This is a genomic window from Amycolatopsis bullii, assembly GCF_014654205.1.
In the GTDB taxonomy this organism is placed as follows: domain Bacteria; phylum Actinomycetota; class Actinomycetes; order Mycobacteriales; family Pseudonocardiaceae; genus Amycolatopsis; species Amycolatopsis plumensis.
The window spans coordinates 1-23,936 of the sequence record NZ_BNAW01000057.1 but is presented as its reverse complement, the minus strand read 5'-3'; the positions used below and the strand labels follow the sequence as shown (position 1 = coordinate 23,936).

The window sequence follows — 23,936 nt, the reverse complement described above, 5'->3', positions numbered from 1 at the left end:
CCTCCCGCCCCGGCGGCGTCCGGGAGCACAAGCTCCCGGGAGAAGATGGTCCCCTTCGGACGTTGTGCCCGGTATGGGAGCAGGGGAACGCCCGCTGGTGGGCACGGGATGCGTGACACCGGCCGAGCTGTACGAGCAGGGAAAGCGGCTCCGGGAGAAAACCCCGGCCGCGGTGCACGACCACGAGGCCGCAGCGAAGGACCGGCCGAGCGCGAAGCAGTACTTCGAGGCCACCAACGCCGGACGGCTGCCGGAGCTGGTGGAACGGCGACGCGAACGCATGCTCGCCTCGCCGTTCACGTTCTTCCGCGGCGCGGCCGGACTGATGGGCGCCGACCTCGCCGGGACACCGGCCTCGGGCCTCACCGCGCAGCTGTGCGGTGACGCCCACGCGGCGAACTTCGGGCTCTACGGCACGCCCGAGGGCCAGATCGTGATGGACATCAACGACTTCGACGAGACCGTGCCGGGCCCGTGGGAGTGGGACCTCAAGCGGCTCGCCGCCAGCCTCGTGCTCGCCGGCCGCGAGGGCGGGATCGGCGAGTCCGGCTGCCGCGAAGCCGCCGAAGACGCCGTGAAGTCCTACCGCCGGACCGTCCGCGCGCTGGCCGAGCTGCCGTTCCTGCGCAGCTGGAACGCGCTGCCGGACTCGTCGGTGCTGTCCAAGGCGCGAGCCGACGAGCTGATCGACGACTTCGCCGACGCCGCCGAGAAAGCCCGCAGGAACGACAGCGCGAAGGTTTCCGCGAAGTGGACCGAACGCGTCGACGATCACGAGACCGGCCTGGCCCGCCACCGGTTCGTCGCGGACCCGCCGGTGCTGACGCACGTCGACGCGCAGACCGCCGAAGCCGTCGCCGCCGGCCTGGTGTCCTATGTGGACAGCCTGCGCGAGTCGCGGCGCACGCTGATCGCGCGGTACCGGCTCGCCGACGTCGCCTTCCGCGTGGTCGGCACGGGCAGCGTCGGCCTGCGCAGCTACGTCGCCCTGCTGCACGGCAACGACGACGAAGACCTGATCCTGCAGGTGAAACAGGCCCAGCGGCCGGCACTGGCGCCGTACCTCGATCTGCCACCGGCGGCGCACGAAGGGCAGCGCATCGTCGACGGCGCTCGGCTGGTGCAGGCGGAGACCGACATCCTGCTCGGCTGGACCACGATCGACGGCGTCCCGTTCATCGTCCGGCAGTTCCGCAACCTCAAGGGCGACATCGACCCGGCGGAACTGGAGAGGGACCACCTGGACGACTACGGCAGGCTCGCCGGGGCGCTGCTCGCCCGCGCCCACACGCGATCGCTGCACCCGAAACTGCTCGCGGGCTACTTCGCCGACGACTCGGAACTGGACGAGGCGATGGGTGCGTATGCGGTGCGGTACGCCGACCGGACGGAGGCCGACCACGCCGCCTTCTCCCGGAGCTGACCGGGGACGGGCGGCGGGTCGAGCGCCGACCACCCGAAGCAGCGGGCAATCAGCCGGTGACCAGCTTCGCGACGTCCGCCGCGCAGCCCCAGGCCAGGGTGATCCCCGCTCCCCCGTGTCCGTAGCAGTGCACGACCTCCCCCACCCGCTCCAGCCGCACCTCCCGCCGCGACGGGCGCAGGCCCACCCGCGACCGCAGCACCTCCGCGCCGGCCAAGCGGGGCTCCAGTTCGCGGCAGCGGCGCAGGATGTCCGCCGTCACCGCCGGGTTCGGGTCGGTGTCCGCCCGGCCCGGCTCCACCGTTCCGCCGCAGACCACGTGGGTGCCGTGCGGGATCACGTACGCGACGCCCGGGCCGGTCTCGTCGACCACGAACTCCGGCAGGCCCGGGTCGGGCACGTGCACGACCTGGCCGCCGACCGGGACCATCGTGTCGTCGCCCGCCAGCGCGCCCGCGCCCAGGCCCGCCGCGTTGACCACGATGTCCGCGGCCGGGTCCGCCAGTGACGTCAGCGTCCGGTACTCGACCCGCACGCCCAGCGCGCGCACCCCGGCGAGCAGCCACTCCAGGTACACCGGCGTGTCGACCACCGCCGTCGTGAACTCCACCGCGTCGCCGTCGCGGACGCCGTCCACCGCCCGGAGCCACTGCGGGTCCGGCGCTCCCGGCGCCAGCAGGACCCGGCCGCGGCGGAAGCGCACGCCCGGCGCGTCCCCGCCGCGGAACACCGCCAGGCTCGCCTCGGTCCACCGCACCACGCGCTCGTCCAGGCGCTTCCCCGGCGGGTAGAGCACTCCGCCCGCGACCGCCGACGTCGATTCCCGCGGCGGGGCCGACGCCACCACCGTGACCTCGCATCCCGCTTCCGCCAGCCGGTACGCGCTGCTGAGCCCGATGATCCCGGCCCCGGCGACTGTCACTCGCATCCCCGCATCGTGACGCACCCGCGGCCCCGGCGTCGTCCCGGGGGCCCGGCTACCCTCGCGCGGGTGAGGACGATCGCCGCCGTCTGCGGCCTGCTCGCGCTGCTGCTGGGCCTGCCGTTCGCCGGCGGGACCACGCCCGGCGCGGTCGACGCCGCCGCTGCCGGGGCCGTCGCGGACCTGAGCCCCGGCGTGCTGCGGGCGCTGGTCCTCCCGACCGAGCCGTACGTCGTGCTCGCGCTGGGCCTGCTCGGGGTCTTCCTGTGCCTGCGCGCCGGACGGCGGCTGGAGGCCGGGCTCGCGCTGGCCGTCCCGGTGCTGGCGATCCTGCTGACGAGCTGGCTGCTCAAGCCCCTGTACGACCGGTGGAAGAACAACACCCTGGTCTACCCGAGCGGCCACACGGTGAGCCTGGTGGCGGTGCTGACCGTGCTCGTCCTGGTCACCCGCCGGGTCGTCGTGGTGGTGCTGTCCGCGGTGGCGCTGCTCGCCGCGGCCGCCGGGCTGGTCGGCCTGGGCTACCACTACCTGACCGACGTCGTCGGCGGGACGCTGTTCGCCGTCGCGGTCGTGCTGGTCAGCTGGCCGGCACGGCGTCACGAGCCAGCGCCGTCAACCGGCTGACCGCGCGCAGGTACTTCTTGCGGTACCCGCCTTCGACCATCTCCTCGGTGAACAGCGACGGCAGCGGCTCGCCCGACACGACCAGCGGGATGGCCCGGTCGTAGAGCCGGTCGGCGAAGGCGACCAGCCGCAGCGCCACGTTCTGGTCCGGCGCCGGGTGGACGCCGCGCAGGTGCACGCGGCCGACGTCGTCGAGCAGCCGCCCGTAGCGGGACGGGTGCAGCTCCGCGAGGTGTGCGCACAACGCGTCGAAGTCGTCCACAGTGGACCCTTCGTGGGTCGCGGCCGACGCCGCCAGCTCCTCCGGCGAAACCGGCGGCGGCGCGTCCGGCAGGCCGCGGTGGCGGTAGTCCGGGCCGTCGACGCGGACCACGCCGAAGCGGGCCGACAGGGTCTGGATCTCACGCAGGAAGTCCTCGGCGGCGAACCGGCCCTCGCCCAGCTTTTCCGGCAGCGTGTTCGACGTCGCCGCGATGAACACCCCGGCGTCCATCAGCTCCTGCAGCAGGCGGGTGACCAGGGTGGTGTCACCCGGGTCGTCCAGCTCGAACTCGTCGATGGCCAGGATCCGGTGCGCCGACAGCCGACGGACGGCCTCGGCGAAGCCCAGCGCGCCGACCAGGTGGGTCAGCTCGACGAACGTGCCGTACGCCTTGGGCGACGGCGCCGCGTGCCACGTCGAAGCGAGCAGGTGGGTCTTGCCGACGCCGAAGCCGCCGTCGAGGTAGAGCCCCATCGGCCCCGACGGCTCCGGCGGCCCGCCGAACAGCTTGAACCGCTTCTTCTCCTTGCGCGCCCCGATCTTGGCGGCGAACGCCGAGCACGCCTCGACCGCCGCGGCCTGGCTGGGCTCGTCCGGGTTCGGGAGGTACGTCTCGAACCGGACGGCGCCGAAGCGCGGCGGCGGAACCAGCGCGCCGATCAGCTCGTCGGCGGACAGCTCGGGACGGCGATCGGTCAGGTGCGCGGGCATGGTCGCAGAGCCTATCCGCGCCCCGGGTCCCGATCAGCGGGGATATCCCCCGGTAGAGACGTGTTTCACGCTCGTGTTGGGATGATCGGGTGCAGAGTGTGTGGCCCGATCGGACGGGCGAGCTGAGCGCTTCGGACCTCGAAGAGATCTACGCCTACCCCGAAAACCTGGACCGGCCCTGGGTGCAGGTGAACTTCGTCGCGTCCGCCGACGGTGCCGTCGAGATCGACACGACGTCCGCGGGGCTCTCGCACGCCGCCGACCGGAAGGTCTTCCTGCTGGGCCGCGACCTCGCCGACGTCATCCTGGTCGGCGCCGGGACGGTCCGCGCCGAGAACTACCGCGGGGTCGTCGCGGGCGCGAAACGCCTGGAGCGCCGACGACGGCTCGGCTTCACCGGTGTCCCGCCGATCGCCGTCGTGACCCGCACGGCGGATCTCGACCCCGCTTCCCGGCTGTTCACCGAAACCGCCGTGCCCCCGATCGTCGTCACCACGGACACGGCCGACACGCGCGCCCTCGAAGCCGCCGGGGCTGAGATTCTGCGGGCGGGCGGCGACGACGTCGACCTCGCCCGGGCCCTCGACCTGCTGGCCGCCCGGGGCCTGCGCCGGATCGACTGCGAAGGCGGCCCCGGCCTGTTCGCCCGGCTCGTCGCCGCCGACCTCGTCGACCAGCTGTGCCTGACCGTCGCCCCGCTGCTGGTGGCCGGGACCGCGGGCCGGATCGCCGCGGGCGCCACGCCCGCCGTGCCGCGCCGGCTCGCGCTGGCGTCGATCCTCGTCGAGGACGGCTTCACGCTCCTTCGCTATCGTCGGGACGCCGGGTGAGCGACGACACCGAGCTGCTCGCCCGGGCCGCGGACGGCGACGCCACCGCGTTCGGGGCGCTGGTGCGGGAGCACACGCCCCGGATGTACCGGGTGGCCCTGCGCATCACCGGCAGCGCGGCCGAGGCCGAGGACGTCGTGCAGGAGGCGTGGCTCGCCGCGTGGCGGTCACTGGCCGGGTTCCGCCAGGAGTCGGCGGTGTCGACATGGCTCTACCGGGTCGTCACCAACAGCGCGCTCGCCGTGCTGCGCCGCCGCCGTCCGACGGTGTCGCTCGACGACCCCGCACCGCAGTCCACTGTGGACAGCGCGCTGCTGGCCGCGGCCGTGCCCGGCCCCGAAGGCCGCGTCGTGCGGGCCGAAGAGGTCGACGCCGTGCTGCGGGCGGTCGGCCGGCTGGAGGTGTCCCAGCGCGTCCCGCTCGTGCTGCGCGAACTGGAGGGGCTCAGCTACGAAGAGGTCGCCGAAGTGCTCGACGTGAACGTAACCGCCTTGCGTTCCCGGCTGCACCGGGCCAGGGTGGCGCTGCTCGCCGAGCTGAGGGAGCGGTGATGGCCGAGGTAGCGGATCCCGAGCGGGACCCCCGCTGGGACGCCGTGCGCGCCGCCGCCCGGCACCGGGTGCCGACCCCGCCGGGCCTGGTCGAACGCGTGCTGCGGGCCGTTGCGCGCGGCCGGCGGACGGCGGTGGAGGTGCCCGGCGAAGCGGGCGGGCTGCGGGTCGCCGAAGGCGTGGTCGACCGGCTGGCCCGGACGATCGCCGCGGACCGGGGCCCGTTCGGCGTGCGGATCTCGGCCGTCGCCGTCGAGAGCGGCGTCGTCCAGGTGCTGGTGTCGGTCCGGTTCGGCCTGATCGCCGACGCGGCCGCCGAAGCGCTCCGGCGGGAGATCGCCGCCGGACTGTCCCGGCACCTGGGGATCGCCGCGGTGGTGAACGTGCACGTCGTGGACGTGCACCCGGGGTGAGATTGACCCGATCGGGGGACCTTGCGTGAGGGTTTCGCACCGCCGGGCATCGTAAGGGCGAGAACCCCGCCGAGAGGAGCCCGCACGCATGCACCCGGAACGGACCGAAAGCCCCGGCACGGTCACCCCGCTCAACGAAGAGGGCGCCGCCGGCCGCACCACCATCTCTTCGCTGGTCGTGCAGAAGGTGGCCGGCCTGGCCGCCCGCGAAGTGGCCGGCGTGCACACGCTGGGCGGCGGCGGGGTGTCCCGCGCGATCGGCGCGCTGCGCGAGCGGATCCCCGGCTCCGGCACGGTCACCACCACCGGCGTGTCGGTGGAGGTCGGCGAGAAGCAGACCGCGATCGACCTGGACGTCGTCGTCGAGTACGGCGCGCGCATCACCGACGTCGCCCGCACGGTGCGGCGCAACGTGATCACCGCGGTCGAGCAGATCACCGGCCTCGAGGTGATCGAGGTGAACATCGCGGTCAACGACATCTTCCTGCCGGGCGAGGAAGAACCCGAATCGACGCGGGTGGAATGACCCGCCGGCCTTCCGTCCCGTCCAAGGAGGACATGTGAACGCAACGCAGACCGGGCTACTGGCCGGGCTGATCCTCGGCCTCGCCGCGACCCAGGGGTTCACGGCGTTCCTGGTGACCCTGGCCGTCGGGATCATCGGCCTGGTCGCCGGCCGGGTCCTCGACGGCGAACTCGACCTCGGCGAGCTGTTCGGCAAGGGCCGCGACAAGTGAGCCCGGCCCTGGACGTGCCGCGGGAGCTCGCCGAACCGGCCGAGCGCGGCACCCTCACCATCGGGCACGCCGTGGTCCGCAAGGTCGCCCAGCACGCGGCCGGCCGGGTGCCCGGCACCGCCCGCGACGGCAAGAAGGGCCCGAAGGCGAAGGTCGGCGGCCACGACAACGACGTCGACCTCGCGCTCGACCTGGCCCTGCACTACCCGGCGGCGGTCCGCGCGGTCGTCGGCGACGTGCGCGAGAAGGTCACCGAAGAGGTCGAGCTGATCACCGGCTACCGCGTGCGGAGCATGGCCGTGACGGTGTCCGCGCTGCTGCCGGCCGTCGCGCCGAGGGTGCGGTAGCCGTGCGCCCGTTCGTCCGCATCCTCGCCACCCTGCTGGGTCTGGCCTTCGCGGTGGCCGGCGCACTGCTGGCCCTGGAGGTCGGCTGGCACTGGTGGCGCCCGGGTTCGGCCCCGCTGGTGGTGCCGTGGCCGCGCTGGCAGGCCGGCCTGGCGTCGCTGGGCTGGGACGCCTACGCGGTGCGCGTCGGTGCCGGGGTGCTGGCCGCGGCGGGCCTGGTCCTGGTGGGGTGCGCGCTCGCCGCCGGCAACCGCGCGGTGCGGCTGACCGACCCGGCCGCCGACGTCAGCGTCTCGACGTCCCCGCGCTCGCTGGCCCGGCTGGTCGGGATGACCGTGCGCGCGCAGGACAACGTCGCGGGCGCGTCCGTCACCGCGAGCGCCCGCCGCATCCGCGTCCGGGCGAAGAGCACCCTCGAGGCCGAAGCCGAGCTGCGGCCACGGCTGCTCGCGACGGTGTCCACGCTGCTCGACGACATCCCGCTGGTACGGCGGCCGAAGGTCACGGTCGTCGTCGACTCGCCGAAGGACCGCCGATGAGCCGATCGGTCGCCACGAAGGCCCTTTCCCGGTCGTACACCGGCGAGCGCACCCTGACGTTCCTGGTCGGCCTGCTCGCGTTCCTCGGCGGGGCGCTGGCCCTGGTGGTCGGCTTCGGCGGGCTCGGCGAGTTCCGCGGCCGCCGCCCCCTGCTGGACCCGATCGCGCTCGAGTGGCTCGGCTCGCACGCGACACCGGCCCGCATCGCGGCGATCGTGCTCGGGGTGCTGCTGTTCGTGCTCGGGCTGCGGTGGGTGGTGCGTTCGCTGCGCCCGGAACCCCGGCCCGACCTGGACCTCGACCGCACGGAGGGCGCGGAGCTGGTGGTCACGGCGGCCGCGATCGCGGGGGCGGTCGAGGCGGACGCGGCACAGCTCGACGGCGTCAGCCGGGCCCGCGTCCGGGCGGTCGGCTCGCGGACCTCCCCGGCGTTGCGCGTCACGGTGTGGCTGCACGAAGGCACGGACCTGAAGGCGGTGTGGTCGGACTTGGACGCGCGGGTGCTGACCAGGGCCCGCGAATCGCTCGGGCTGGCGTCGCTGCCCACCGCGGTCCGCATGGAACTCGACACGAGCCCCGCCAAACGCGTGCGCTGAGCCGGGGTTTTCCGCAGAATGCGGGGCATGCCCCTACCGCTGCAGCCGCCGCTGAAGCCGATGCTCGCCAAGCCCGCCAAGGCCATCCCGGACTCCGGGGGCCTGCTGTTCGAGCCCAAGTGGGACGGCTTCCGCTGCATCGTCTTCCGCGACGGCGACGAGCTGTACCTGCAGTCGCGCGCGGAAAAGCCGCTCAACCGGTACTTCCCGGAGGCCGTCGCCCGGCTGCTGGACATCCTGCCGCCGCGGGTGGTGCTCGACGGTGAGCTGGTCGTCGCGCGGGACGGGCGGCTGAACTTCGACGCCCTCACCGAACGCATCCACCCCGCCGAAAGCCGGATCCAGCTGCTGTCGGCCGAGCAGCCCGCCGAGTTCGTCGCCTTCGACGTCCTCGCGCTCGACGACGACCTGCTGCTCGACGAGCCGACCTCCGTGCGCCGGGAACGCCTGGTGGAACTGGCCGGTGACCGCTTCCCGCTCACCCCCGCGACCACCGATCCGGACACCGCCCGGCACTGGTTCGAGCTGTTCGAGGGCGCCGGTCTCGACGGCGTCATCGGCAAGCCCCTCGACGAGCCGTACACCCCCGGCAAGCGCGCGATGCTCAAGTACAAGCACCTGCGCACCGCCGACTGCGTGCTCGCCGGGCTGCGCTGGCACGTCGACGGCGGCCCCGGCGAACTCGTCGGCTCGTTCCTGCTCGGCCTGCACGACGACCACGGCGTGCTGCACCACGTCGGGACCGTCGGGTCGTTCCCCAAGGACCGCCGCCGGGAGCTCGCCGAAGAGCTGGCGCCCCTGATCACCGACGGCGAGGACCACCCGTGGGGCGGCCGGGCCACCGGCGAGGCGCAGCGCATCCCGGGCGGGATCACCCGCTGGCGCGCCACCGAGCACGAATGGGTGCCGCTGCGGCCCGAGCGCGTCGTCGAGGTCGCCTACGAGAACACCGAAGGCGGGATGCCGTCGCGGTTCCGGCACAACGCGCGGTTCGTGCGGTGGCGGCCCGACCGCGAACCCGCGTCGTGCGACTACGGCCAGCTCGACGAGCCGGCCCGCTACGACCTCGACGCCGTCTTCCGCGGCCAGGTGGTGCGGACCCGCTAACCCGCGTCCCACACCGGCCGTGCGAAGCTCGGCCTGCCCCCTTGATCGACGTTCGACGTGAGGACCCCGCCCGTGCGCCGCCGTACCCGTCTCCTGGCCGCGCTGCTCGCCCTGACCGCCGCCGCGGGCTGCGCCGCGGGGCCGTCGGTCCGCCCGGCGCTGGTCGAGAACGACGGGAAGACGACCGGCGCCGCGCCGTCGCGGACCCCCGGGGTCCCGCTGCCGCCGCTGGGCGAGCCGCAGTCGGCCACGCTGAAGTGGGCCGACTGCGACGAGGACACCCGCCAGCGCATCGGCGCCCCCGGCGTCCCGGACGGGCTGCACTTCAGCTGCGCCCGCGTCACCGCGCCGCTCGACGCCCCCGGCGAGCCGCGGCGCTCGGTGGTGCGGCTGCTGGCGCTGAAGGTCGGCAGCGGGCCGGTGCCGCTGGTCGTGGTCAACGACGTCGACGGCGACCCGGGCACGGTGTACGCCGCGCGGCTGGCCGCGACGCTGCCGCCCGCGTTCCTGGAGAAGTTCTCGCTGATCGGCCTGGACCGGCGCGGCACCGGGCTGTCGGGCGCGGCCCAGTGCGTCCCCGCCGACATCCGGCACGACCTCGTCGACGTGGACCCGGCGCAGGGCGGCCTCGGCGACGTGCTGGACGCGGCCCGCAAGGCCGGCCAGCAGTGCGCCATCGAGCTCGACGACTCCCAGACCGCGCTGGACAGCTGGCGCGGCGCGGGCGACCTCGACGAGCTGCGCAAGCAGCTGGGCATGGAGCGTCTCGACGCACTCGGCCACGGCGACGGCTCGAAGGTGCTGGCCGAGTACGCGGTGCGCTTCCCCGGCCAGGTCGGGCGCATGGTCCTCGACGGCGTCCCCGACCCGGGTGCCGACACCGCGGCGGTGCTCGACGCGGTCGCCGCCGGCGCCCAGTCCACATTGGACGCCTTCGCGACGGACTGCGCGTCGCGGCACTGCGCCCTCGGCGACCCCAAGGCGGCGCTGGCCGCGCTCGCCGACCAGCTGCGGAGCACACCGGCGTCGACCGACGAGGACGTCGCGTTCGGCCCGGGCGTCGCGATGTTCGCCGTCTACACGGGACTGACCCAGCGCGCGCGGTGGCCGGAGCTGGCCGACGCGATCACCGCCGCGCGTGCCGGGAACATCGCGCCGCTGGCCGCGTTCGCCGCGCCGGTGCTGAACGACTCGCGGGCCCAGCCGTCGCGGATCGACGCCACCATCGCGACCCGCTGCAACGACAGCCAGACCCGGCTCTCGGCCGACCAGCTCGACCAGGTCGTGGCCGGGATGCGCGGCAAGTACCCGCAGTTCGGCGCGGTCCTCGCCCAGCAGCTGGCCTGGTGCGGCCCGTGGCCGGTGCGCACCGAGCCGCTGCCGGCGCCGGGCGCGCCCGGCACCCCGCCGATCCTGGTCGCGGCCACCGCGACCGACCCGGTCACCCCCCAGGTCGGCAGCACCCGTGCGGCCGACCAGATGCCGTCCGCGGTGACGATCACCTGGCAGGGCGCGGGCCACGGCGCCCTCGGCGTCTCCCCCTGCGTCACCGAGGCGGCCCGCGCCTTCCTCGTCGACGGCAAAATCCCCACCGACGGCACCCTCTGCCCCGCCTGACCCCGTGTTCGGAGGGGCATCTCGCGTGATCAGAAGGGACACACGCGTGATCGGAGGGGCATCTCGGGTGATTGAGCGGGCATCAGCGTGATGCCGGTCCAATCACACGAGATGCCCCTCCAGACACGCGAGATGCCCGCCCAATCACACGAGATGCCCCTTCGGTCACGCGCGGCGGGTGTTGAGGCGGGCGGCCTGGCGGGTGAGGTGGTCGACTTCGGCGAGGTTGGACGCCTTGGCCGCCGCTTCGGCGTAGAGCTTCGCCGCTGTCTCGAGGTCGCCGTCGCGCTCGTGGAGGTAGGCCGAGACCGCCGTGTAACGCGGGACCGTGGGGTCCACCTCCGCCAGTGCCGCCAGGCCCGCGCGCGGCCCGTCCGCTTCACCGACGGCCACCGCGCGGTTGAGCCGCACGACCGGGCTGCCGGTGAGGCGGACGAGCTCGTCGTACCACTCGACGATCTGCACCCAGTCGGTCTCCGCGGCGTCCTGCGCGTCGGCGTGCAGGGCCGCGATGGCCGCCTGGGCCTGGAACTCGCCCAGCCGGTCACGCGAGAGCGCCCGCTGCAGGAGCGCGACGCCCTCGGTGATCAGCGCGGTGTCCCAGCGGGCCCGGTCCTGCTCGGCCAGCGGGACCAGGCTGCCGCCCTCGGTCGTCCGGGACGCGCGTCGCGCGTGGTGCAGCAGCATGAGCGCGAGCAGCCCCGCCACTTCGGGGTGGTCGATCGCCGCCGCGAGCTGCCGGGTCAGCCGGATGGCCTCGGCGGTGAGGTCGACGTCGCCGGAGTAGCCCTCGTTGAAGACCAGGTAGAGGACGCGCAGCACGGTGGCGACGTCGCCGGGCTGGTCGAACCGCACGCCCGACACGGTGCGCTTGGCGCGGCTGATCCGCTGCGCCATGGTCGCCTCGGGCACCAGGTACGCCTGCGCGATCTGACGCGTGGTGAGCCCGCCGACGGCCCGCAGCGTGAGCGCGACCGCCGACGACGGCGTCAGCGACGGGTGCGCGCACAGGAAGTACAGCTGCAGCGTGTCGTCCACGGCCGCCGCGGGCCCGGGCGCCACCTCGGCGTCGACGACGTCCTCGCGCTTGCGGCGGGCGGCGTCCGCCCGGGTCGCGTCGAGGAACTTGCGCCAGGCCACGGTGACCAGCCAGCCCTTCGGGTCCCGCGGCGGGTCGGCCGGCCACACGCGCAGCGCTTCGACGAGCGCTTCCTGGACGGCGTCCTCGGCCGCCGCGAATTCGGCTCCGCGGCGGACGAGGACAGCCAGCACACCCGGGGTGAGGCTCCGGAGCAGGGCTTCGTCCACGGCTCAGCCGACCCCCTCGCCCCTGGCGTTCCCCGTCATTCGGTGATGGTCGGCGGCGCGGCGAGGAACGGGCGCAGCTCGAGCCACTCGTGGATCGGCTCCCCGTTCGGGCCGGGCGCCGCCGACAGCTCCGCGGCCAGTTCGAGGGCGCGCTCGTAGCTGTCGACGTCGATCACCGTCCAGCCGGCGATGAGGTCCTTGGTCTCGGGGAACGGGCCGTCGGTGACCGGCGGCCGCCCCTCGCCGTCGTAGCGGACGAACGTGCCCTCCGGGGCGAGCGCCTGGTGCTCGACGAACTCGCCGGTGGCGACGAGCTTGTCCCCGAAGTCCCGCATGTACTGGATGTGCGCCGTGACCTCCTCCGGCGTCCACTGGTCGATGGTCGTGTCGCAGTTCGCCGGGGCCGGCGCGCCGCGGTAGTGCTTGAGCAGCAGGTACTTGGCCATCGTGGTGCTCCCTCGGTGTGTGGCGACCCATTCTGGCCGCTCGCACCCCGGGGACGGAGCCGATTCCGGCGTTTCGACATCGCCGGCGAAGAGATTTCCGGGACCTACTGGCGGTAGGACTCCACCTCGGACACCGGGCGGGCCGCGGCGTCGTCGGGGTTCTCGTGGAACTCCGTCTTCGCGCGCCGCTGCCGCAGCAGGTCCCAGCACTGGTCGAGCTGCTGCTCGACCGCGGTGAGGCGCTCCTTGTCGCCGCCGCTCAGCCCCACGCCGACCGAGCGCGACCGGAGCTCGTGCTCCTCCGCGATCAGCTCGTCGATCCGGCCCAGGATTTCGCCGTCGGCCATCTGGTCCTCCTTGTCGCAGGTGCTCGGGGACAGACGCTACCCCGCCCCCGGGAATTCCCGCCGGGTGCGGATCGTTGACCAGGACATGAGCACCGTTGAGCTGACCGCCGAGAACTTCGACCAGACGGTAACCGACAACGAGTTCGTCCTGATCGACTTCTGGGCGAGCTGGTGCGGGCCGTGCCGCCAGTTCGCGCCGGTCTACGAGAAGGCCTCCGAGAAGCACGACGACATCGTCTTCGCGAGCGTCGACACCGAAGCGCAGCAGCAGCTCGCCGCGGCCTTCGACGTCCGCTCGATCCCGACGCTGGCCATCATCCGGGACAAGACGCTGATCTACGCCCAGCCCGGCGCGCTGCCCGCGCCCGCCCTCGAAGACCTCATCAAGCAGGCTCGCGAGGTCGACATGGACGAGGTCAAGCGCAAGGCCGCCGAAGCCGAGGCCGACCAGGCCTGACCACCACCACACGACGAAGGCCGCTCCCGGGAAACCCACACGGGCGGCCTTCGTCGTGTTCAGGACCGGGTGGCGAGCCCGCGCAGGAAGAACGCCAGGTTCGCCGGGCGTTCGGCCAGCCGCCGCATGAAGTAGCCGTACCACTCGTCGCCGTAGGGCACGTAGACGCGCATGCGCGCGCCGGAAGCCGCGATCCGCGCCTGCTCCTCCGGCCGGATGCCGTAGAGCATCTGGAACTCGTGGTCGTCGTCCTTGCGGCCGTTCTCCTCGGCCAGCGCGGCGGCGATCTCGATCATCCGCGGGTCGTGCGAGGCCACCATCGGGTAGCCCTGCCCCGCCATCAGGACGCGCAGGCAGCGGACGTACGACTTGTCCACTTCGGACTTGTCCGGGAACGCCACGGACTCCGGCTCGGCGTACGCGCCCTTGCACAGCCGCACCCGCGACCCCGGCCCGGACAGCTCCCGGCAGTCCTGCTCGGTGCGGCGCAGGTAAGCCTGCAGCACCGCGCCCACCCACGGGTACTCGCCGCGCAGCTCGCGCAGGACGCCGAGCGTCGAGTCCGTCGTGGTGTGGTCCTCCATGTCGAGCGTCACGGTGGCCCCGACCGCCTCGGCCGCCGCGCAGATCTTCCGCGCGTTCTCCAAGGCGACGTCCTCGCCGTTCGACGGCAGGAACTGGCCCACCGCCGACAGCTTCACCGAGACGTCCGCGCCCTCGGCCAGGCCTTCCGCGGCCAGCGCCGACAGCACCGCCTCGTAGGCCGCGACGGTCGCCGCCGCCTGCGCGGCGTCGGTGGTGTCCTCGCCCAGGTGGTCGAGGGTGATCCGGCGGCCGTCCGCGGCCAGTTCCCTGGCCACGCGGACGGCGTCGGCGGTCTCGGACCCGGCCACGAACCGGCGCACCACGGACCGCGTGGCGGGCACGGCCTCCACGAGCCGCCGGATGCCCTTCGACCGGGCGGCGGCGAGCAACGGGGCACGCAGCATGACGGTTCCCTCCTCAGCCCTGGTGCGGGTAACGGACGCTGGTCGGCGGCACGAACGTCTCCTTGACCGAGCGGGGGCTCGTCCAGCGGAGCAGGTTGAAGATCGAGCCGGCCTTGTCGTTGGTGCCCGAGGCCCGCGCGCCGCCGAACGGCTGCTGGCCGACGACGGCGCCGGTCGGCTTGTCGTTGACGTAGAAGTTGCCCGCCGAGAACTTCAGCGCCTCGGACGCCTTCGCGACGGCGGTGCGGTCGTTGGCGATGACCGCGCCGGTCAGCGCGTACGCCGCGGAGGAGTCGATCAGCTTCAGGACGTCGTCGAAGCCGCCGTCCTCGTAGACGTGCACCGAAAGGATCGGGCCGAAGTACTCGGTCGAGAAGATCTCGTGCTTCGGGTTGTCCGAGACCAGGATCGTCGGCTGCACGAAGTAGCCGACGCTGTCGTCGGCGGTGCCGCCGGTGAGGATCTCCACCGAAGCGTCGCCCCGCACGCGGTCGAACAGGTCGGAGTGCTTCGTGAACGCCCGCCGGTCGATCACCGCGCCGCCGAAGTGCGACAGGTCGGTGACGTCGCCGTAGGTCAGCGCCTCGGTCTCGGCGACCAGGCCGTCCTTCAGCTCGTTCCAGACGCTGCGCGGGATGTACGCGCGCGAAGCGGCGGAGCACTTCTGGCCCTGGTACTCGAAAGCGCCGCGGACCAGCGCCGTGCGCAGGACGTCGATGTCGGCGGAGGCGTGCGCGAGCACGAAGTCCTTGCCGCCGGTCTCGCCGACCAGCCGCGGGTAGCCGCGGTAGCCCGCGATGTTCGCGCCGACCGTGCCCCACAGGTGCTGGAAGGTGGCGGTCGAGCCGGTGAAGTGGATGCCGGCCAGGTCGCGGTGGGTCAGGGCGACCTCGGAGACGGCCTTGCCGTCGCCCGGCAGCAGGTTGATCACGCCCGGCGGCATGCCGGCCTCTTCGAGCAGCCGCATGGTCAGGTGCGCGGCGAACGACTGCGTCGGCGACGGCTTCCACAGCACGGTGTTGCCCATCAGCGCGGGCGCGGTCGGCAGGTTGCCGGCGATCGCGGTGAAGTTGAACGGCGTGATCGCGTAGACGAAGCCCTCGAGGGGCCGGTGCTCCATCCGGTTCCACACGCCCGGCGAGCTGATCGGCTGCTCGGCGAGGATGCGGCGGCCGAACTCGACGTTGAAGCGCCAGAAGTCGGCGAGCTCGCAGGCGGAGTCGATCTCGGCCTGGGTCGCGGTCTTCGACTGGCCGAGCATGGTGGCGGCGTTGAGCGTGGCCCGCCACTTGCCGGTGAGCAGGTCGGCGGCGCGCAGCAGGATCGCGGCGCGGTCGTCGTAGGACAGCGCGCGCCACTCCGGCGCGGCCTTCGCGGCGGCGGCGATGGCGTCGGTCGCGTCCTGCTGGGTGGCGCTGTGGATGGTGCCCAGCACGTGCTTGTGGTTGTGCGGCTGGACGACGTCGATCTTCTCGCCGCCGCCGGGGCGCTGCTCGCCGCCGATGGTGACGGTCAGGTCGACCGGTTCCGCCTGGCCCAGCTCACGCAGCGCACCCTCGAGCTCGGCGCGCTCGGCGCTGCCGGGTGCGTAGGTCAGCACCGGCTCGTTCGTCGGGGCGGGGGTCTGGGTCACGGCGTCCACGGCGGCTCCTCTGCTCTGTAGTCCAGATGCCCCGAACGGTAACTCCGGACACGTCTCGGCGGCTTGTCCGATCGGCTAAAATCGCGCCTGTGATCTTGGCCGATCGAATAACGCCCTCGTGACGTCGCTGCGCCACGTCCTGGCGACGCTCGGCGAGCCGCTCGTCGAGGTCGTCGTGGCGCCGCACGGCCTCGGCGTCGACGTCACCGACGTCGTGATCCTCGACCCCGAAGACCCCCTGGAGGCCTCCCCCGGCGACCTGGTCCTGGTGATCGGCGCGCGCGGCCGGGCGGCGGCGCCGGCCATCCGCGCGGCCGGGCGCGGCGGGGCGGCCGCGGTGGCGGTCAAGGGCGCGACCGGTGCGGACGTCGCCGCCGACGCGGGCGTCGCGCTGCTCACCGTCGGCGCGGAGGCGCGGTGGGAGCAGGTGGAATCGCTGGCCCGCGGCGTCGTCGAGGCGGCCCGCGCGGGCGGCGAGGCGGCCAGCGGGGAGGTGCTCGGCGACCTGTTCGCGCTGGCCCAGACGATCGCGACGCTCACCGGCGGCCTGGTCAGCATCGAGGACACGGCGAACCGCGTGCTGGCGTATTCGCGGGCCGGCGACGAGGTCGACGAGCTGCGCCGGCTGTCGATCCTCGGCCGCGAAGGCCCGGAGCGCTACCTCGCGATGCTCCGCGAATGGGGCGTCTACCAGCGGCTGCGCGCCGGCGAGGGGATCGTCCGGATCGACGAGCGGCCCGAGCTGGGCATCCGGCGGCGGATCGCGGCGGGCATCCACGCGGGCCGGCAGCCGCTCGGCACGATCTGGGTCCAGGAGGGCGCGCAGCCGCTCACCGAACGGGCCGAGACGGCGCTGCTCGGGGCGAGCCGCACCCTGGCGCCGCAGCTGATCCGAGCGCGCACGCTGCCGAGCCCGGAGCTGCGGCTGCGCGAAGACCTCCTGGCGAGCCTGCTGGAGGGCCGGCTCGACGCGGAGTCCGTCGCCGACGACATCGGCGCCGACCCGGCGCGGCCGGCGCAGGTGCTGGCGTTCTCCCTGGAGCGTTCGGACAACCGGCAGCTCCGGCGGGCCGAGCTGGTGCACCTGATCGCCGTCCACACGGCGGCCTACCGGCGCAGCGCGCTGGTGAGCGTGATCGGCGGCCGCGTCTACGCCCTGCTGCCGGACCTGCCCGAGCACTCCGACGCGGCGGTGCTGGCGCTGGCCCGCGAAATCACCGCGACGGCCCGCCGTCACCTGGACGTCCCGGTCCGCGCGGCCCTCGGCGGCGTGGTCCCCCGGCTGTCGGAGGCGGCGGCCTCCCGCGGCGACGCGGACCGCGTCCTGGCGGCGATGACCCGCGGCCGCTGGGAGGCGGACGTCGCCTCGCTGGCCGACGTCCGCGCCGAGGTGCTGCTGTCGGAGGTGCTGGCGTATCTGGGTTCGCAGCCGCGCATCCGCGACCCCCGGCTGGTTTCGCTCGTGGAGCACGACACCGAGCACGGCGGCATCCTGGTCCCGGCGGTCCTGGCCTGGTTGAACGCGTTCGGCGACGTCAGGGCGGCAGCCCGGGTGCTGAACATCCACCCGAACACGGTGCGTTATCGCGTCCGGCGGGCGGCCGAGGTGTCCGGAGTCGACTTCGACGACCCGGCGCAGCGGCTGTTAACTCAGCTGCAGCTGCGGTTGTGAAGCTGCTAGCTTCGCGCGCGTGGATCTCTTTTCGCGCACGTGGGCGGCGTTGCGCGCCGCGGTCGCTTCCCTTCCCCCCGCGGAGTTCTCCCGGCCCTCGGGCTGCCGCGGGTGGCTGGTCCGGGACCTGGTCTGCCACCTGGTGATCGATGCGCAGGACGTGCTGATCACCCTCGCAACGCCGGCGTCCTCGGCGTTGACGCACGACGCGATCACGTACTGGGCGGTCTCTTCCGCCCTCCCTTCGGGCGAAGACCCGCTCTCGGCGCTGATCGTCCGCCTGGCGGCGGCGTACGAGGACCCGGACCTGCTGAAGTTCCACTTGGACGACGTGGGCGCGGCGGCGGGCCGCGCGGCGGACCTGGTGGACCCGGGCGAGCGGGTGTCGACGCAGGAGATGGTCCTGACCGCGGGCGACTACCTGTCGGCGTACGTACTGGAGTGGACGCTGCACCACTTGGACCTGGTGGCGCACGTGTCCTCGGTGGCGGGGCCGCCGGCGGAGGGGCTGGCGCGGGCGCGGCTGATGCTGGAGAAGATCGCGGGGGCGAAGTTCCCGGCGTCGTTCTCGGATGCCGACGTCCTGCTGGTGGGGACCGGCCGGCGGGCGGCAACGGAGGCCGAGCGCGACGCACTGGGCGACCTGGCGGCGCGGCTGCCGCTGGTGCTCGGGTGATCATCTGGCTGAACGGCACGTTCGGCGCGGGCAAGACGACGACCGCGGCCGAACTGGCGGGCCTGCTGGGCGCCCGCACGTTCGACACCGAGTTCGTCGGCTACCTGCTGCGCACGGCGTTCCCGGAGCACCAAGGGGACTTCCAGCACCTGCCGCTGTGGCGCCCGCTCGTCGTCGAGAACACGGCTCGCGTGCACGAACACGCCGGCACGCTGATCATCCCGCAGACCCTCCTGGTGGAGGCGTACGCGCGCGAAATCTTCGACGGCCTGGCCGAGCGCGGCGTCCCGGTCGCCCACTTCGTGCTGCACGCCGAGCCGGCCGAGCTGCGCCGCCGGATCGAAGAGTCGGCCGACACCGTGGCCCGGCAGTGGCGGCTCGACCACGTCGACCGCTACGGCGACGCCCTGCCGTGGCTGCGCCGGTCGGCGACGCTGGTACCCACGGACGGGCGGACGCCGGCCGAGGTGGCGCGCGGGATTGCCGGACGGATCCGCAATTGACTGACGCGGTGTTCGCCCTGTCCGGCATTCAATAACCGACACGATTACCCGGCACCGGGACGACAATTCACGACAGGGAAACGCGCAAACCCGCGAGCTCGGCCAGCGCGGCGAAAGAATCCAGCCGCGCGGATTGGTCGTACGCGGCGGTCGTCGCGAGGATTTCGTCGGCGCCCGTGAGCGCGACCAGCTTCCCCAGGCGGTCTGCCACCTCGGCCGGCGTACCAGAAATCTGACTGTCCAAAGTCTCCTCGAGCCGCCCGCGCTCGCGCGCGGTCATCGGCGCGGCGAGGACGGCGCCGGGCGGGTCCAGCGGCGGGAAGACGCCGTGGGAGCGCGAATACACCGTGGCCCAGGCCTCCGGGACGAGCAGGCGGCGCGCGTCCGCCGCCGAGTCCGCCACCGCGATCGCCGTCGACACCACCACGTACGGCTCGCGGGCCCACTCGGACGGCTGAAACCCGTCCCGGTAGCGCGTCACGGCGTCGGCCAGTGCCCGTTCACCGCGCACCGGCGCGATCACCAGCGGCAGCCCGAGTTCCGCGGCGAGGTCCGCGCCGGAGCCGGTGGCCAGCAGGAACGGCGGCACGCGCAGCCCCTCGGCGGGGTAGGCGTGCACGCCGGGGTAGGCGTGTTCCCCGGTGAAGAACCCGAGCAGTTCGCGCACCTGCGCGCCGAAGTCGTCGGCGGCCTCTTTGCCGTGCCCCAGCGCCGATCGGACGCCGCCGGTGAAGCCGACGGACCGGCCCAGCCCCATGTCGATCCGGCCGGGGTGAAGCGCTTCCAGGACCCCGAACTGCTCGGCGACGACCAGCGGCCGGTGGTTCGGCAGCATCACGCCCCCGGTGCCGACCCGGATCCGCGAGGTCGCCCCGGCGACGGCGGCGGCCAGCACGGTCGGCGCGGACCCGGCGACGCCCGGCACGCCGTGGTGTTCGGACACCCAGAACCGGTGGTAGCCCAGCCGTTCGATGCCGGCGGCGAAGGCGACGGTGTCCCGCAGCGCCTGTGCGGGGCCGCGGTCGCGCCGCACGGGCGAGCGGTCGAGCACGGAAAACCTCACGCCGGGTGCAACGCCCGCCGTCCGGCGGGATTCCCGTCAGGGCCGCCAGCGCTCGCTGTACTCCGGGTGGTCGGCGTAGGGCAGGGCCAGCAGGCGCAGCGTGAGGCACCAGTTGGAGCCGGCCTCGTCGGCGGGCACGTGGCAGGTGTCACACCAGTATTCGCTGCCGTAGAGCGGAAAACCGGGCACCTTCTCCGACACCGTGGTGCGGTGGGCGAGCAGGATCCGCCGGGTCGCCTCGATCTCGTTGATCATCTGGTTGACCACGTCGAGCTCCAGATCGGTGAGCCCGCGGATCTTCTGCTCCACGGCGACCTTGGTCTCGCCGCGGTTCATCGCCTCGCCGGCCTTCGCCTTGTTGACGGCCTGCATGATCAACGCCTGCCGCGCGCCCACGCGCGCCGCGAGGAAAGCGATCAGGTCGTCCACGACGGCCTCCTTCCTCGAACCCGCTCCCCGATGGTCCCGGGGAGTCGTCGATTCGGGACCGCACGTTACGCCGTCGGAGACCAAGATCGTGACATCGCGATCGGCCGTGCAACTTTTGTGACCCGAAAGGCGACAGCGGGCGCTTGTGTGATCACTCGGCGTTCCGGTTGGTTCATTTGGAGGAGAGCCATTTCCCGGCTATCGGGAGATCCGGTGATGACCGCCACTGCTGTGGCCGTGATTACAGTTCGTGCCGGATGACGATCTCGTTCGTGTCGCTCCGTAACGCCGGGCTTCGCCGCCGCGTCTGTCCCCGCAGCGCAGTCACGGAGGTGGTCATGTCCGTTCCGGCTTCACCCGGCCCGCAGATGCCGTACGTCCCGCCGGTCGCCCCGCAGCGCCAGCGCAGGAAGTGGCCGTGGGTGGTGGGCGTGCTGGCCGTGCTGCCCGCCCTGGTGGGCGGCGTCGTGCTGGCGCTCGCGTACAGCAAGGTCTCGACCAGTCCCTGCCAGGACAAGTCGCAGCACGCCCCGTGCGTCGGCCCGGGCGGCACGTGGATCTCCGCCGACGGTGCCGCCCGGCCGCGTGATGCCGCCGCGCCCGCCACCACCAGTCCGTCGGTCCCCGCGTTCGCCATTCCGACCACGACGGAGCCGCTCCTGCCCGAGCCCACGGCGAAGGACTACTCGGTCGACCTGGCCGTCCAGTCCAAGCAGTGTTTCGGTTCGGCGGGGTGCAACGTGGTCGTCGAGCCGAAGCTCAGTTTCCTCGGCGCGAGCACCCTGCTCTGGGAGTGCGACATCACCTACAGCATCTCGGGGGACGAGTCCGGCGACCTCATCGAGACCGCCTACGCCCAGGGCGGCACCTCCTACCGCGTCGATCGCACGATCATGACCACCAAGAGCACCAAGGTGGTCCCGAAGGCCACCGTGACGGCGGTCAGCTGCCGCAAGCCGTGACGGTCACTCGGGGCGGGCCTTGCTCGGCTGGACCCGCTTCGGCTCCCCCGGCATCTTCGGGTAGTCCGGCGGGTACGGCAGGTCCCCCAGCCCGTGGTCACGCAGGTCTCGCTCGTACCACTCCAGCGCCGTCTCCAGACCGAACGCTTCCTCGTCCATCCCCGCGTGCAGGTCCCCGTGCTCCACCAGGAACGCCGGGATCGTCAGCACGTCGAAGTCGTCCGCGCCCACCTCGCCCAGCAGGTCCCACGTCAGCGGGGTCGACACCGTCGCGCGCGGGGTGCCGCGAACCGACCACGCCGAGGCCACCGTGCGGTCGCGGGCCGCCTGGTTGTAGTCGAGGAACACCCGGCCTCCGCGCTCCTCCTTCCACCAGGAGATCGTCGCCTTGGCCGGGATGCGGCGCTCCACTTCGCGGCCCAGCGCGATCACCGCGTGGCGGACCGCCACGAAGTCCCACTCCGGCCGGATCCTGACCAGCACGTGCACCCCGCGGCCGCCCGAGGTCTTCGGCCAGCCCGTCAGGCCCGCGTCCGCCAGGACCTCACGGACCACCACGGCCACCTCGACCGCGTCCGCGAAGCCCGCCCGGTCCGGCGGGTCGACGTCGATCCGGAGCTCGTCCGGGTGGTCGACGTCCGAGCGGCGGACCGGCCACGGGTGGAAGTCGAACGTGCCCAGGTTGGCCGCCCACGCGAACACCGCCGGCTCGGTCGGGCACACCTCGTCCGCCTTGCGGCCCGAGGGGAACGTGATCTCGGCGGTGTCGACCCACGCAGGCGCGCCCTTCGGCACGCGCTTGGCGTAGAACCAGTCGCCCTCGACGTAGCGCTTCAGCGTCGTCGGGCGCTCCCCGATCGCGCGCAGCAGCGGCCCGCCGACCGTGATGTAGTGCTCGACGACCTGCCGCTTCGTGATGCCGCGCTGGGGGAAGTACACCTTGTCCGGGCTCGAGACGCGGACCGTGCGGCCGCCCACCTCGTACTCCACCGGGTCTCCGTGCTTGGGCATGCGGCCACGCTAGCGGTGATCGCGCCTCCGCGGCGCCCGCGAGAATGCCGCCGGTAGTCTCGAACGGTGTCCGGCCGCACCAAGCTGATCGTCGCGCTCGCCGTGCTCGCCGTCTTCGCGGCGGCCGCGGTGCTGCTGCCGATCCCCGGTCCGGCCGAACTGCGGGCCTGGGCCGCCGCCACCGGCCCCGCCACCCCGCTCGTGCTGTTCGTCGCGTACTCGCTGCTCACCGTGGTCCCCATCCCGCGGACGGTGTTCAACCTCGCCGCCGGCCTGCTCGTCGGCACCGCGGCCGGGATCGCGATCGGCCTGGTCGCCACCACCGTCGCGGGCGGCCTCTCCTTCGGGCTGGCCCGCCTGCTCGGCCGCGACCTGGTCACCCGGCACCTGCACCGGTCCGCGGTGAAAACGGTCGACGACCGCCTGTCCGGCGGCGGCGTCCTCGCCGTCACGTCGCTGCGGCTGATCCCGGTGGTGCCGTTCGCGCCCTTCAGCTACCTCTGCGGGGTGTCCTCGGTGCGGCTCGCCCCGTACCTGGCCGGTACGCTGCTCGGGAGCGTGCCCGGCACGGTCGCCGTGGTGGTCCTCGGCGACGCCCTGACCGGCGACACGCCGCCCGCGCTGCTCGCCTGTTACGGCGTGTTCGCGCTGGCCGGAGCGATCGGGCTGGTCAAGGTGTTCAAGAAGCGGGCACCGGCCGAACCGCAGCCCGCCGCACCGGCTGGCTGACGAGAACAGCACAGGCCCGACCGCTACACTCGATCGGGTGCGCGAAGCGGTAACGCGCTGAGCAGGGCCACCACCACCGGGAATTTCGTCAGGAGCAGTCGCCATCGACACCGGTCAGCTGATCGCGGGGCACTACCGCCTCGTCGAGCACATTGGTAGCGGTGCCATGGGTGTCGTGTGGCGCGCCACCGACGTGCGCCTCGAACGCACCGTCGCGATCAAGCAGATCCTCCCGCAGCCGGGTGTCTCCGAGACCGAACGCGACAACATGCGCCAGCGCGCGATGCGCGAGGCGAAGAACGCGGCCCGGTTCCAGCACCCGAACGCCATCGTCGTGTTCGACATCGCCGAGCACAACGGCGATCCGTGCCTGGTGATGGAGTACCTCGACGGGCCCAGCCTCTCCACGATCCTCGCCGAGGAGGGCACCCTCCCGCTCGGGCGGGTCGCCCGGATCGGCGAGCAGGTCGCGTCCGCGCTGGTGGCCGCCCACCGCGCCGGGATCGTGCACCGCGACGTCAAGCCGGGCAACATCCTCATCGACCGGACCGGCACCGCGAAGATCACCGACTTCGGCATCTCCCGCGCGGCCGGTGACATGACGCTGACCGCGACCGGCCTGATCGGCGGCACGCCCGCGTACCTGGCGCCCGAGCTCGCCCGCGGCGCCGACCCGGTGCCCAGCTCCGACGTCTTCGCCCTCGGCGCGACCCTCTACCAGGCGATCGAGGGCACCACGCCGTACGGCAACACGACCAACCAGCTCGCGCTGCTCTACGCGGCGGCGAACGGCCAGATCAACCCGCCGGTGCAGGCGGGTGCGGCCACCGCGCTGCTGATGAGCCTGCTGCGCAGCGAGCCGGGCGAGCGGCCGAGCATGGCCGAGGCCCGCGAGCGGCTGGCCGCGCTGGCCCGCACCGAGCCGGGTGGCATGACGGCGTCGCCGCCGCTGCTCTCCGGCGGCGCGGGCCGCAAGCCCGCGGGCCCCGCCGCCGCGAACGACAGATCGGTAGAGCACCG

Annotated in this window: 29 protein-coding genes; 19 read left to right on the top strand and 10 right to left on the bottom strand. The window is 73.3% G+C overall.

Features of this window, described 5'->3' with window-relative positions:
- The first annotated feature begins 73 nt into the window (after positions 1-73).
- Positions 74-1,423, top strand: coding sequence for a DUF2252 domain-containing protein (locus IE317_RS38400; protein WP_191316283.1), 1,350 nt, complete (start codon positions 74-76; stop codon positions 1,421-1,423).
- Positions 1,424-1,472: 49 nt separating this feature from the next.
- Here the strand turns inward: IE317_RS38400 and IE317_RS38395 are convergent, their stop codons facing one another.
- The gene (locus IE317_RS38395) at positions 1,473-2,351 is read right to left on the bottom strand and encodes an NAD(P)/FAD-dependent oxidoreductase (RefSeq protein WP_191316282.1); all 879 of its coding nucleotides are present in this window, start codon (positions 2,349-2,351) and stop codon (positions 1,473-1,475) included.
- A 63-nt stretch (positions 2,352-2,414) separates the two neighbouring features.
- Between IE317_RS38395 and IE317_RS38390 the strand changes: the two genes are divergently transcribed.
- Positions 2,415-2,972, top strand: coding sequence for a phosphatase PAP2 family protein (locus tag IE317_RS38390; protein WP_229903142.1), 558 nt, complete (start codon positions 2,415-2,417; stop codon positions 2,970-2,972).
- On the opposite strand, the gene zapE is transcribed toward IE317_RS38390, so the two are convergent.
- Positions 2,926-3,945 (bottom strand): cell division protein ZapE, encoded by a 1,020-nt coding sequence (gene zapE / locus IE317_RS38385; RefSeq protein ID WP_191316281.1) that lies wholly within the window; start codon positions 3,943-3,945, stop codon positions 2,926-2,928. The genes IE317_RS38390 and zapE overlap by 47 nt on opposite strands.
- An 89-nt stretch (positions 3,946-4,034) precedes the next feature.
- Between zapE and IE317_RS38380 the strand changes: the two genes are divergently transcribed.
- The 10 genes from IE317_RS38380 to IE317_RS38335 all read left to right on the top strand — a co-directional run bounded on the left by IE317_RS38380 (position 4,035) and on the right by IE317_RS38335 (position 10,682).
- Positions 4,035-4,775 (top strand): pyrimidine reductase family protein, encoded by a 741-nt coding sequence (locus tag IE317_RS38380; protein ID WP_191316280.1) that lies wholly within the window; start codon positions 4,035-4,037, stop codon positions 4,773-4,775.
- Complete coding sequence (locus IE317_RS38375) at positions 4,772-5,326, top strand: RNA polymerase sigma factor (RefSeq protein ID WP_191316279.1); 555 nt, start codon at positions 4,772-4,774, stop codon at positions 5,324-5,326. The genes IE317_RS38380 and IE317_RS38375 overlap by 4 nt, the downstream gene beginning before the upstream one ends.
- The gene (locus IE317_RS38370) at positions 5,326-5,739 is read left to right on the top strand and encodes a hypothetical protein (protein ID WP_191316278.1); all 414 of its coding nucleotides are present in this window, start codon (positions 5,326-5,328) and stop codon (positions 5,737-5,739) included. Before IE317_RS38375 ends, IE317_RS38370 begins: the two co-directional genes overlap by 1 nt.
- Positions 5,740-5,827: 88 nt before the next feature.
- A complete protein-coding gene (locus IE317_RS38365) occupies positions 5,828-6,265 on the top strand; it encodes an Asp23/Gls24 family envelope stress response protein (protein ID WP_191316277.1) in 438 nt (145 codons plus the stop codon).
- Between the two features lie 34 nt (positions 6,266-6,299).
- A complete protein-coding gene (locus tag IE317_RS38360) occupies positions 6,300-6,476 on the top strand; it encodes a hypothetical protein (RefSeq protein ID WP_013224542.1) in 177 nt (58 codons plus the stop codon).
- A complete protein-coding gene (locus IE317_RS38355) occupies positions 6,473-6,823 on the top strand; it encodes an Asp23/Gls24 family envelope stress response protein (RefSeq protein ID WP_191316276.1) in 351 nt (116 codons plus the stop codon). The genes IE317_RS38360 and IE317_RS38355 overlap by 4 nt, the downstream gene beginning before the upstream one ends.
- 2 nt (positions 6,824-6,825) lie before the next feature.
- Complete coding sequence (locus tag IE317_RS38350) at positions 6,826-7,362, top strand: DUF6286 domain-containing protein (RefSeq protein WP_191316275.1); 537 nt, start codon at positions 6,826-6,828, stop codon at positions 7,360-7,362.
- Positions 7,359-7,958, top strand: coding sequence for an alkaline shock response membrane anchor protein AmaP (locus tag IE317_RS38345; RefSeq protein WP_191316274.1), 600 nt, complete (start codon positions 7,359-7,361; stop codon positions 7,956-7,958). The genes IE317_RS38350 and IE317_RS38345 overlap by 4 nt, the downstream gene beginning before the upstream one ends.
- A 27-nt stretch (positions 7,959-7,985) precedes the next feature.
- Positions 7,986-9,065 carry an ATP-dependent DNA ligase gene (locus IE317_RS38340; protein ID WP_191316273.1) on the top strand — a complete coding sequence of 360 codons (1,080 nt, stop codon included), beginning with the start codon at positions 7,986-7,988 and terminating at the stop codon, positions 9,063-9,065.
- A 72-nt stretch (positions 9,066-9,137) separates the two neighbouring features.
- Positions 9,138-10,682 carry an alpha/beta hydrolase gene (locus IE317_RS38335; protein ID WP_191316272.1) on the top strand — a complete coding sequence of 515 codons (1,545 nt, stop codon included), beginning with the start codon at positions 9,138-9,140 and terminating at the stop codon, positions 10,680-10,682.
- Positions 10,683-10,847: 165 nt separating this feature from the next.
- Here IE317_RS38335 and IE317_RS38330 read toward each other — a convergent pair whose 3' ends face one another.
- The 3 genes from IE317_RS38330 to IE317_RS38320 all read right to left on the bottom strand — a co-directional run bounded on the left by IE317_RS38330 (position 10,848) and on the right by IE317_RS38320 (position 12,783).
- Entirely contained in the window at positions 10,848-11,990 is a 1,143-nt protein-coding gene (locus IE317_RS38330; RefSeq protein ID WP_191316271.1) for an RNA polymerase sigma factor, read from the bottom strand.
- A gap of 35 nt (positions 11,991-12,025) precedes the next feature.
- A complete protein-coding gene (locus IE317_RS38325) occupies positions 12,026-12,436 on the bottom strand; it encodes a YciI family protein (protein WP_191316270.1) in 411 nt (136 codons plus the stop codon).
- 104 nt (positions 12,437-12,540) lie between these two features.
- A complete protein-coding gene (locus IE317_RS38320) occupies positions 12,541-12,783 on the bottom strand; it encodes a DUF2630 family protein (RefSeq protein ID WP_191316269.1) in 243 nt (80 codons plus the stop codon).
- An 85-nt stretch (positions 12,784-12,868) separates the two neighbouring features.
- On the opposite strand from IE317_RS38320, the gene IE317_RS38315 reads away from it, so the two are divergent.
- Positions 12,869-13,240: a thioredoxin family protein gene (locus IE317_RS38315; protein ID WP_191316268.1), complete on the top strand. Its 372-nt coding sequence runs from the start codon at positions 12,869-12,871 to the stop codon at positions 13,238-13,240.
- Positions 13,241-13,299: 59 nt separating this feature from the next.
- Here the strand turns inward: IE317_RS38315 and IE317_RS38310 are convergent, their stop codons facing one another.
- Together IE317_RS38310 and pruA are read right to left on the bottom strand one after the other, a co-directional pair.
- Complete coding sequence (locus tag IE317_RS38310; protein WP_191316267.1) at positions 13,300-14,229, bottom strand: proline dehydrogenase family protein; 930 nt, start codon at positions 14,227-14,229, stop codon at positions 13,300-13,302.
- A 13-nt stretch (positions 14,230-14,242) separates the two neighbouring features.
- Entirely contained in the window at positions 14,243-15,871 is a 1,629-nt protein-coding gene (pruA, locus tag IE317_RS38305) for an L-glutamate gamma-semialdehyde dehydrogenase (RefSeq protein WP_191316266.1), read from the bottom strand.
- A gap of 118 nt (positions 15,872-15,989) precedes the next feature.
- On the opposite strand from pruA, the gene IE317_RS38300 reads away from it, so the two are divergent.
- From IE317_RS38300 to IE317_RS38290, 3 genes are read left to right on the top strand one after another with little or no spacing between them, the layout of a single operon-like run.
- Positions 15,990-17,543: a PucR family transcriptional regulator gene (locus tag IE317_RS38300; RefSeq protein WP_191316265.1), complete on the top strand. Its 1,554-nt coding sequence runs from the start codon at positions 15,990-15,992 to the stop codon at positions 17,541-17,543.
- A 19-nt stretch (positions 17,544-17,562) separates the two neighbouring features.
- Complete coding sequence (locus IE317_RS38295; protein WP_191316264.1) at positions 17,563-18,219, top strand: maleylpyruvate isomerase N-terminal domain-containing protein; 657 nt, start codon at positions 17,563-17,565, stop codon at positions 18,217-18,219.
- A complete protein-coding gene (locus tag IE317_RS38290; RefSeq protein WP_191316263.1) occupies positions 18,216-18,722 on the top strand; it encodes an AAA family ATPase in 507 nt (168 codons plus the stop codon). The genes IE317_RS38295 and IE317_RS38290 overlap by 4 nt, the downstream gene beginning before the upstream one ends.
- A gap of 67 nt (positions 18,723-18,789) precedes the next feature.
- On the opposite strand, the gene IE317_RS38285 is transcribed toward IE317_RS38290, so the two are convergent.
- Together IE317_RS38285 and IE317_RS38280 are read right to left on the bottom strand one after the other, a co-directional pair.
- Complete coding sequence (locus IE317_RS38285) at positions 18,790-19,785, bottom strand: LLM class flavin-dependent oxidoreductase (protein WP_229903141.1); 996 nt, start codon at positions 19,783-19,785, stop codon at positions 18,790-18,792.
- 36 nt (positions 19,786-19,821) lie between these two features.
- Positions 19,822-20,214 (bottom strand): DUF6221 family protein, encoded by a 393-nt coding sequence (locus tag IE317_RS38280; RefSeq protein ID WP_191316262.1) that lies wholly within the window; start codon positions 20,212-20,214, stop codon positions 19,822-19,824.
- A gap of 338 nt (positions 20,215-20,552) precedes the next feature.
- Here IE317_RS38280 and IE317_RS38275 point away from each other — a divergent pair, with 338 nt between their 5' ends.
- Positions 20,553-21,176, top strand: a complete 624-nt coding sequence (locus IE317_RS38275; RefSeq protein WP_191316261.1) for a hypothetical protein — start codon at positions 20,553-20,555, stop codon at positions 21,174-21,176.
- A gap of 3 nt (positions 21,177-21,179) precedes the next feature.
- Here the strand turns inward: IE317_RS38275 and IE317_RS38270 are convergent, their stop codons facing one another.
- Positions 21,180-22,187: a DNA polymerase domain-containing protein gene (locus IE317_RS38270; protein WP_191316260.1), complete on the bottom strand. Its 1,008-nt coding sequence runs from the start codon at positions 22,185-22,187 to the stop codon at positions 21,180-21,182.
- Between the two features lie 66 nt (positions 22,188-22,253).
- Here IE317_RS38270 and IE317_RS38265 point away from each other — a divergent pair, with 66 nt between their 5' ends.
- The gene (locus IE317_RS38265; protein WP_191316259.1) at positions 22,254-22,916 is read left to right on the top strand and encodes a TVP38/TMEM64 family protein; all 663 of its coding nucleotides are present in this window, start codon (positions 22,254-22,256) and stop codon (positions 22,914-22,916) included.
- Positions 22,917-23,082: 166 nt separating this feature from the next.
- A partial coding sequence (locus IE317_RS38260) for a serine/threonine-protein kinase (protein ID WP_229903140.1) occupies positions 23,083-23,936 on the top strand: 854 nt, incomplete at its 3' end.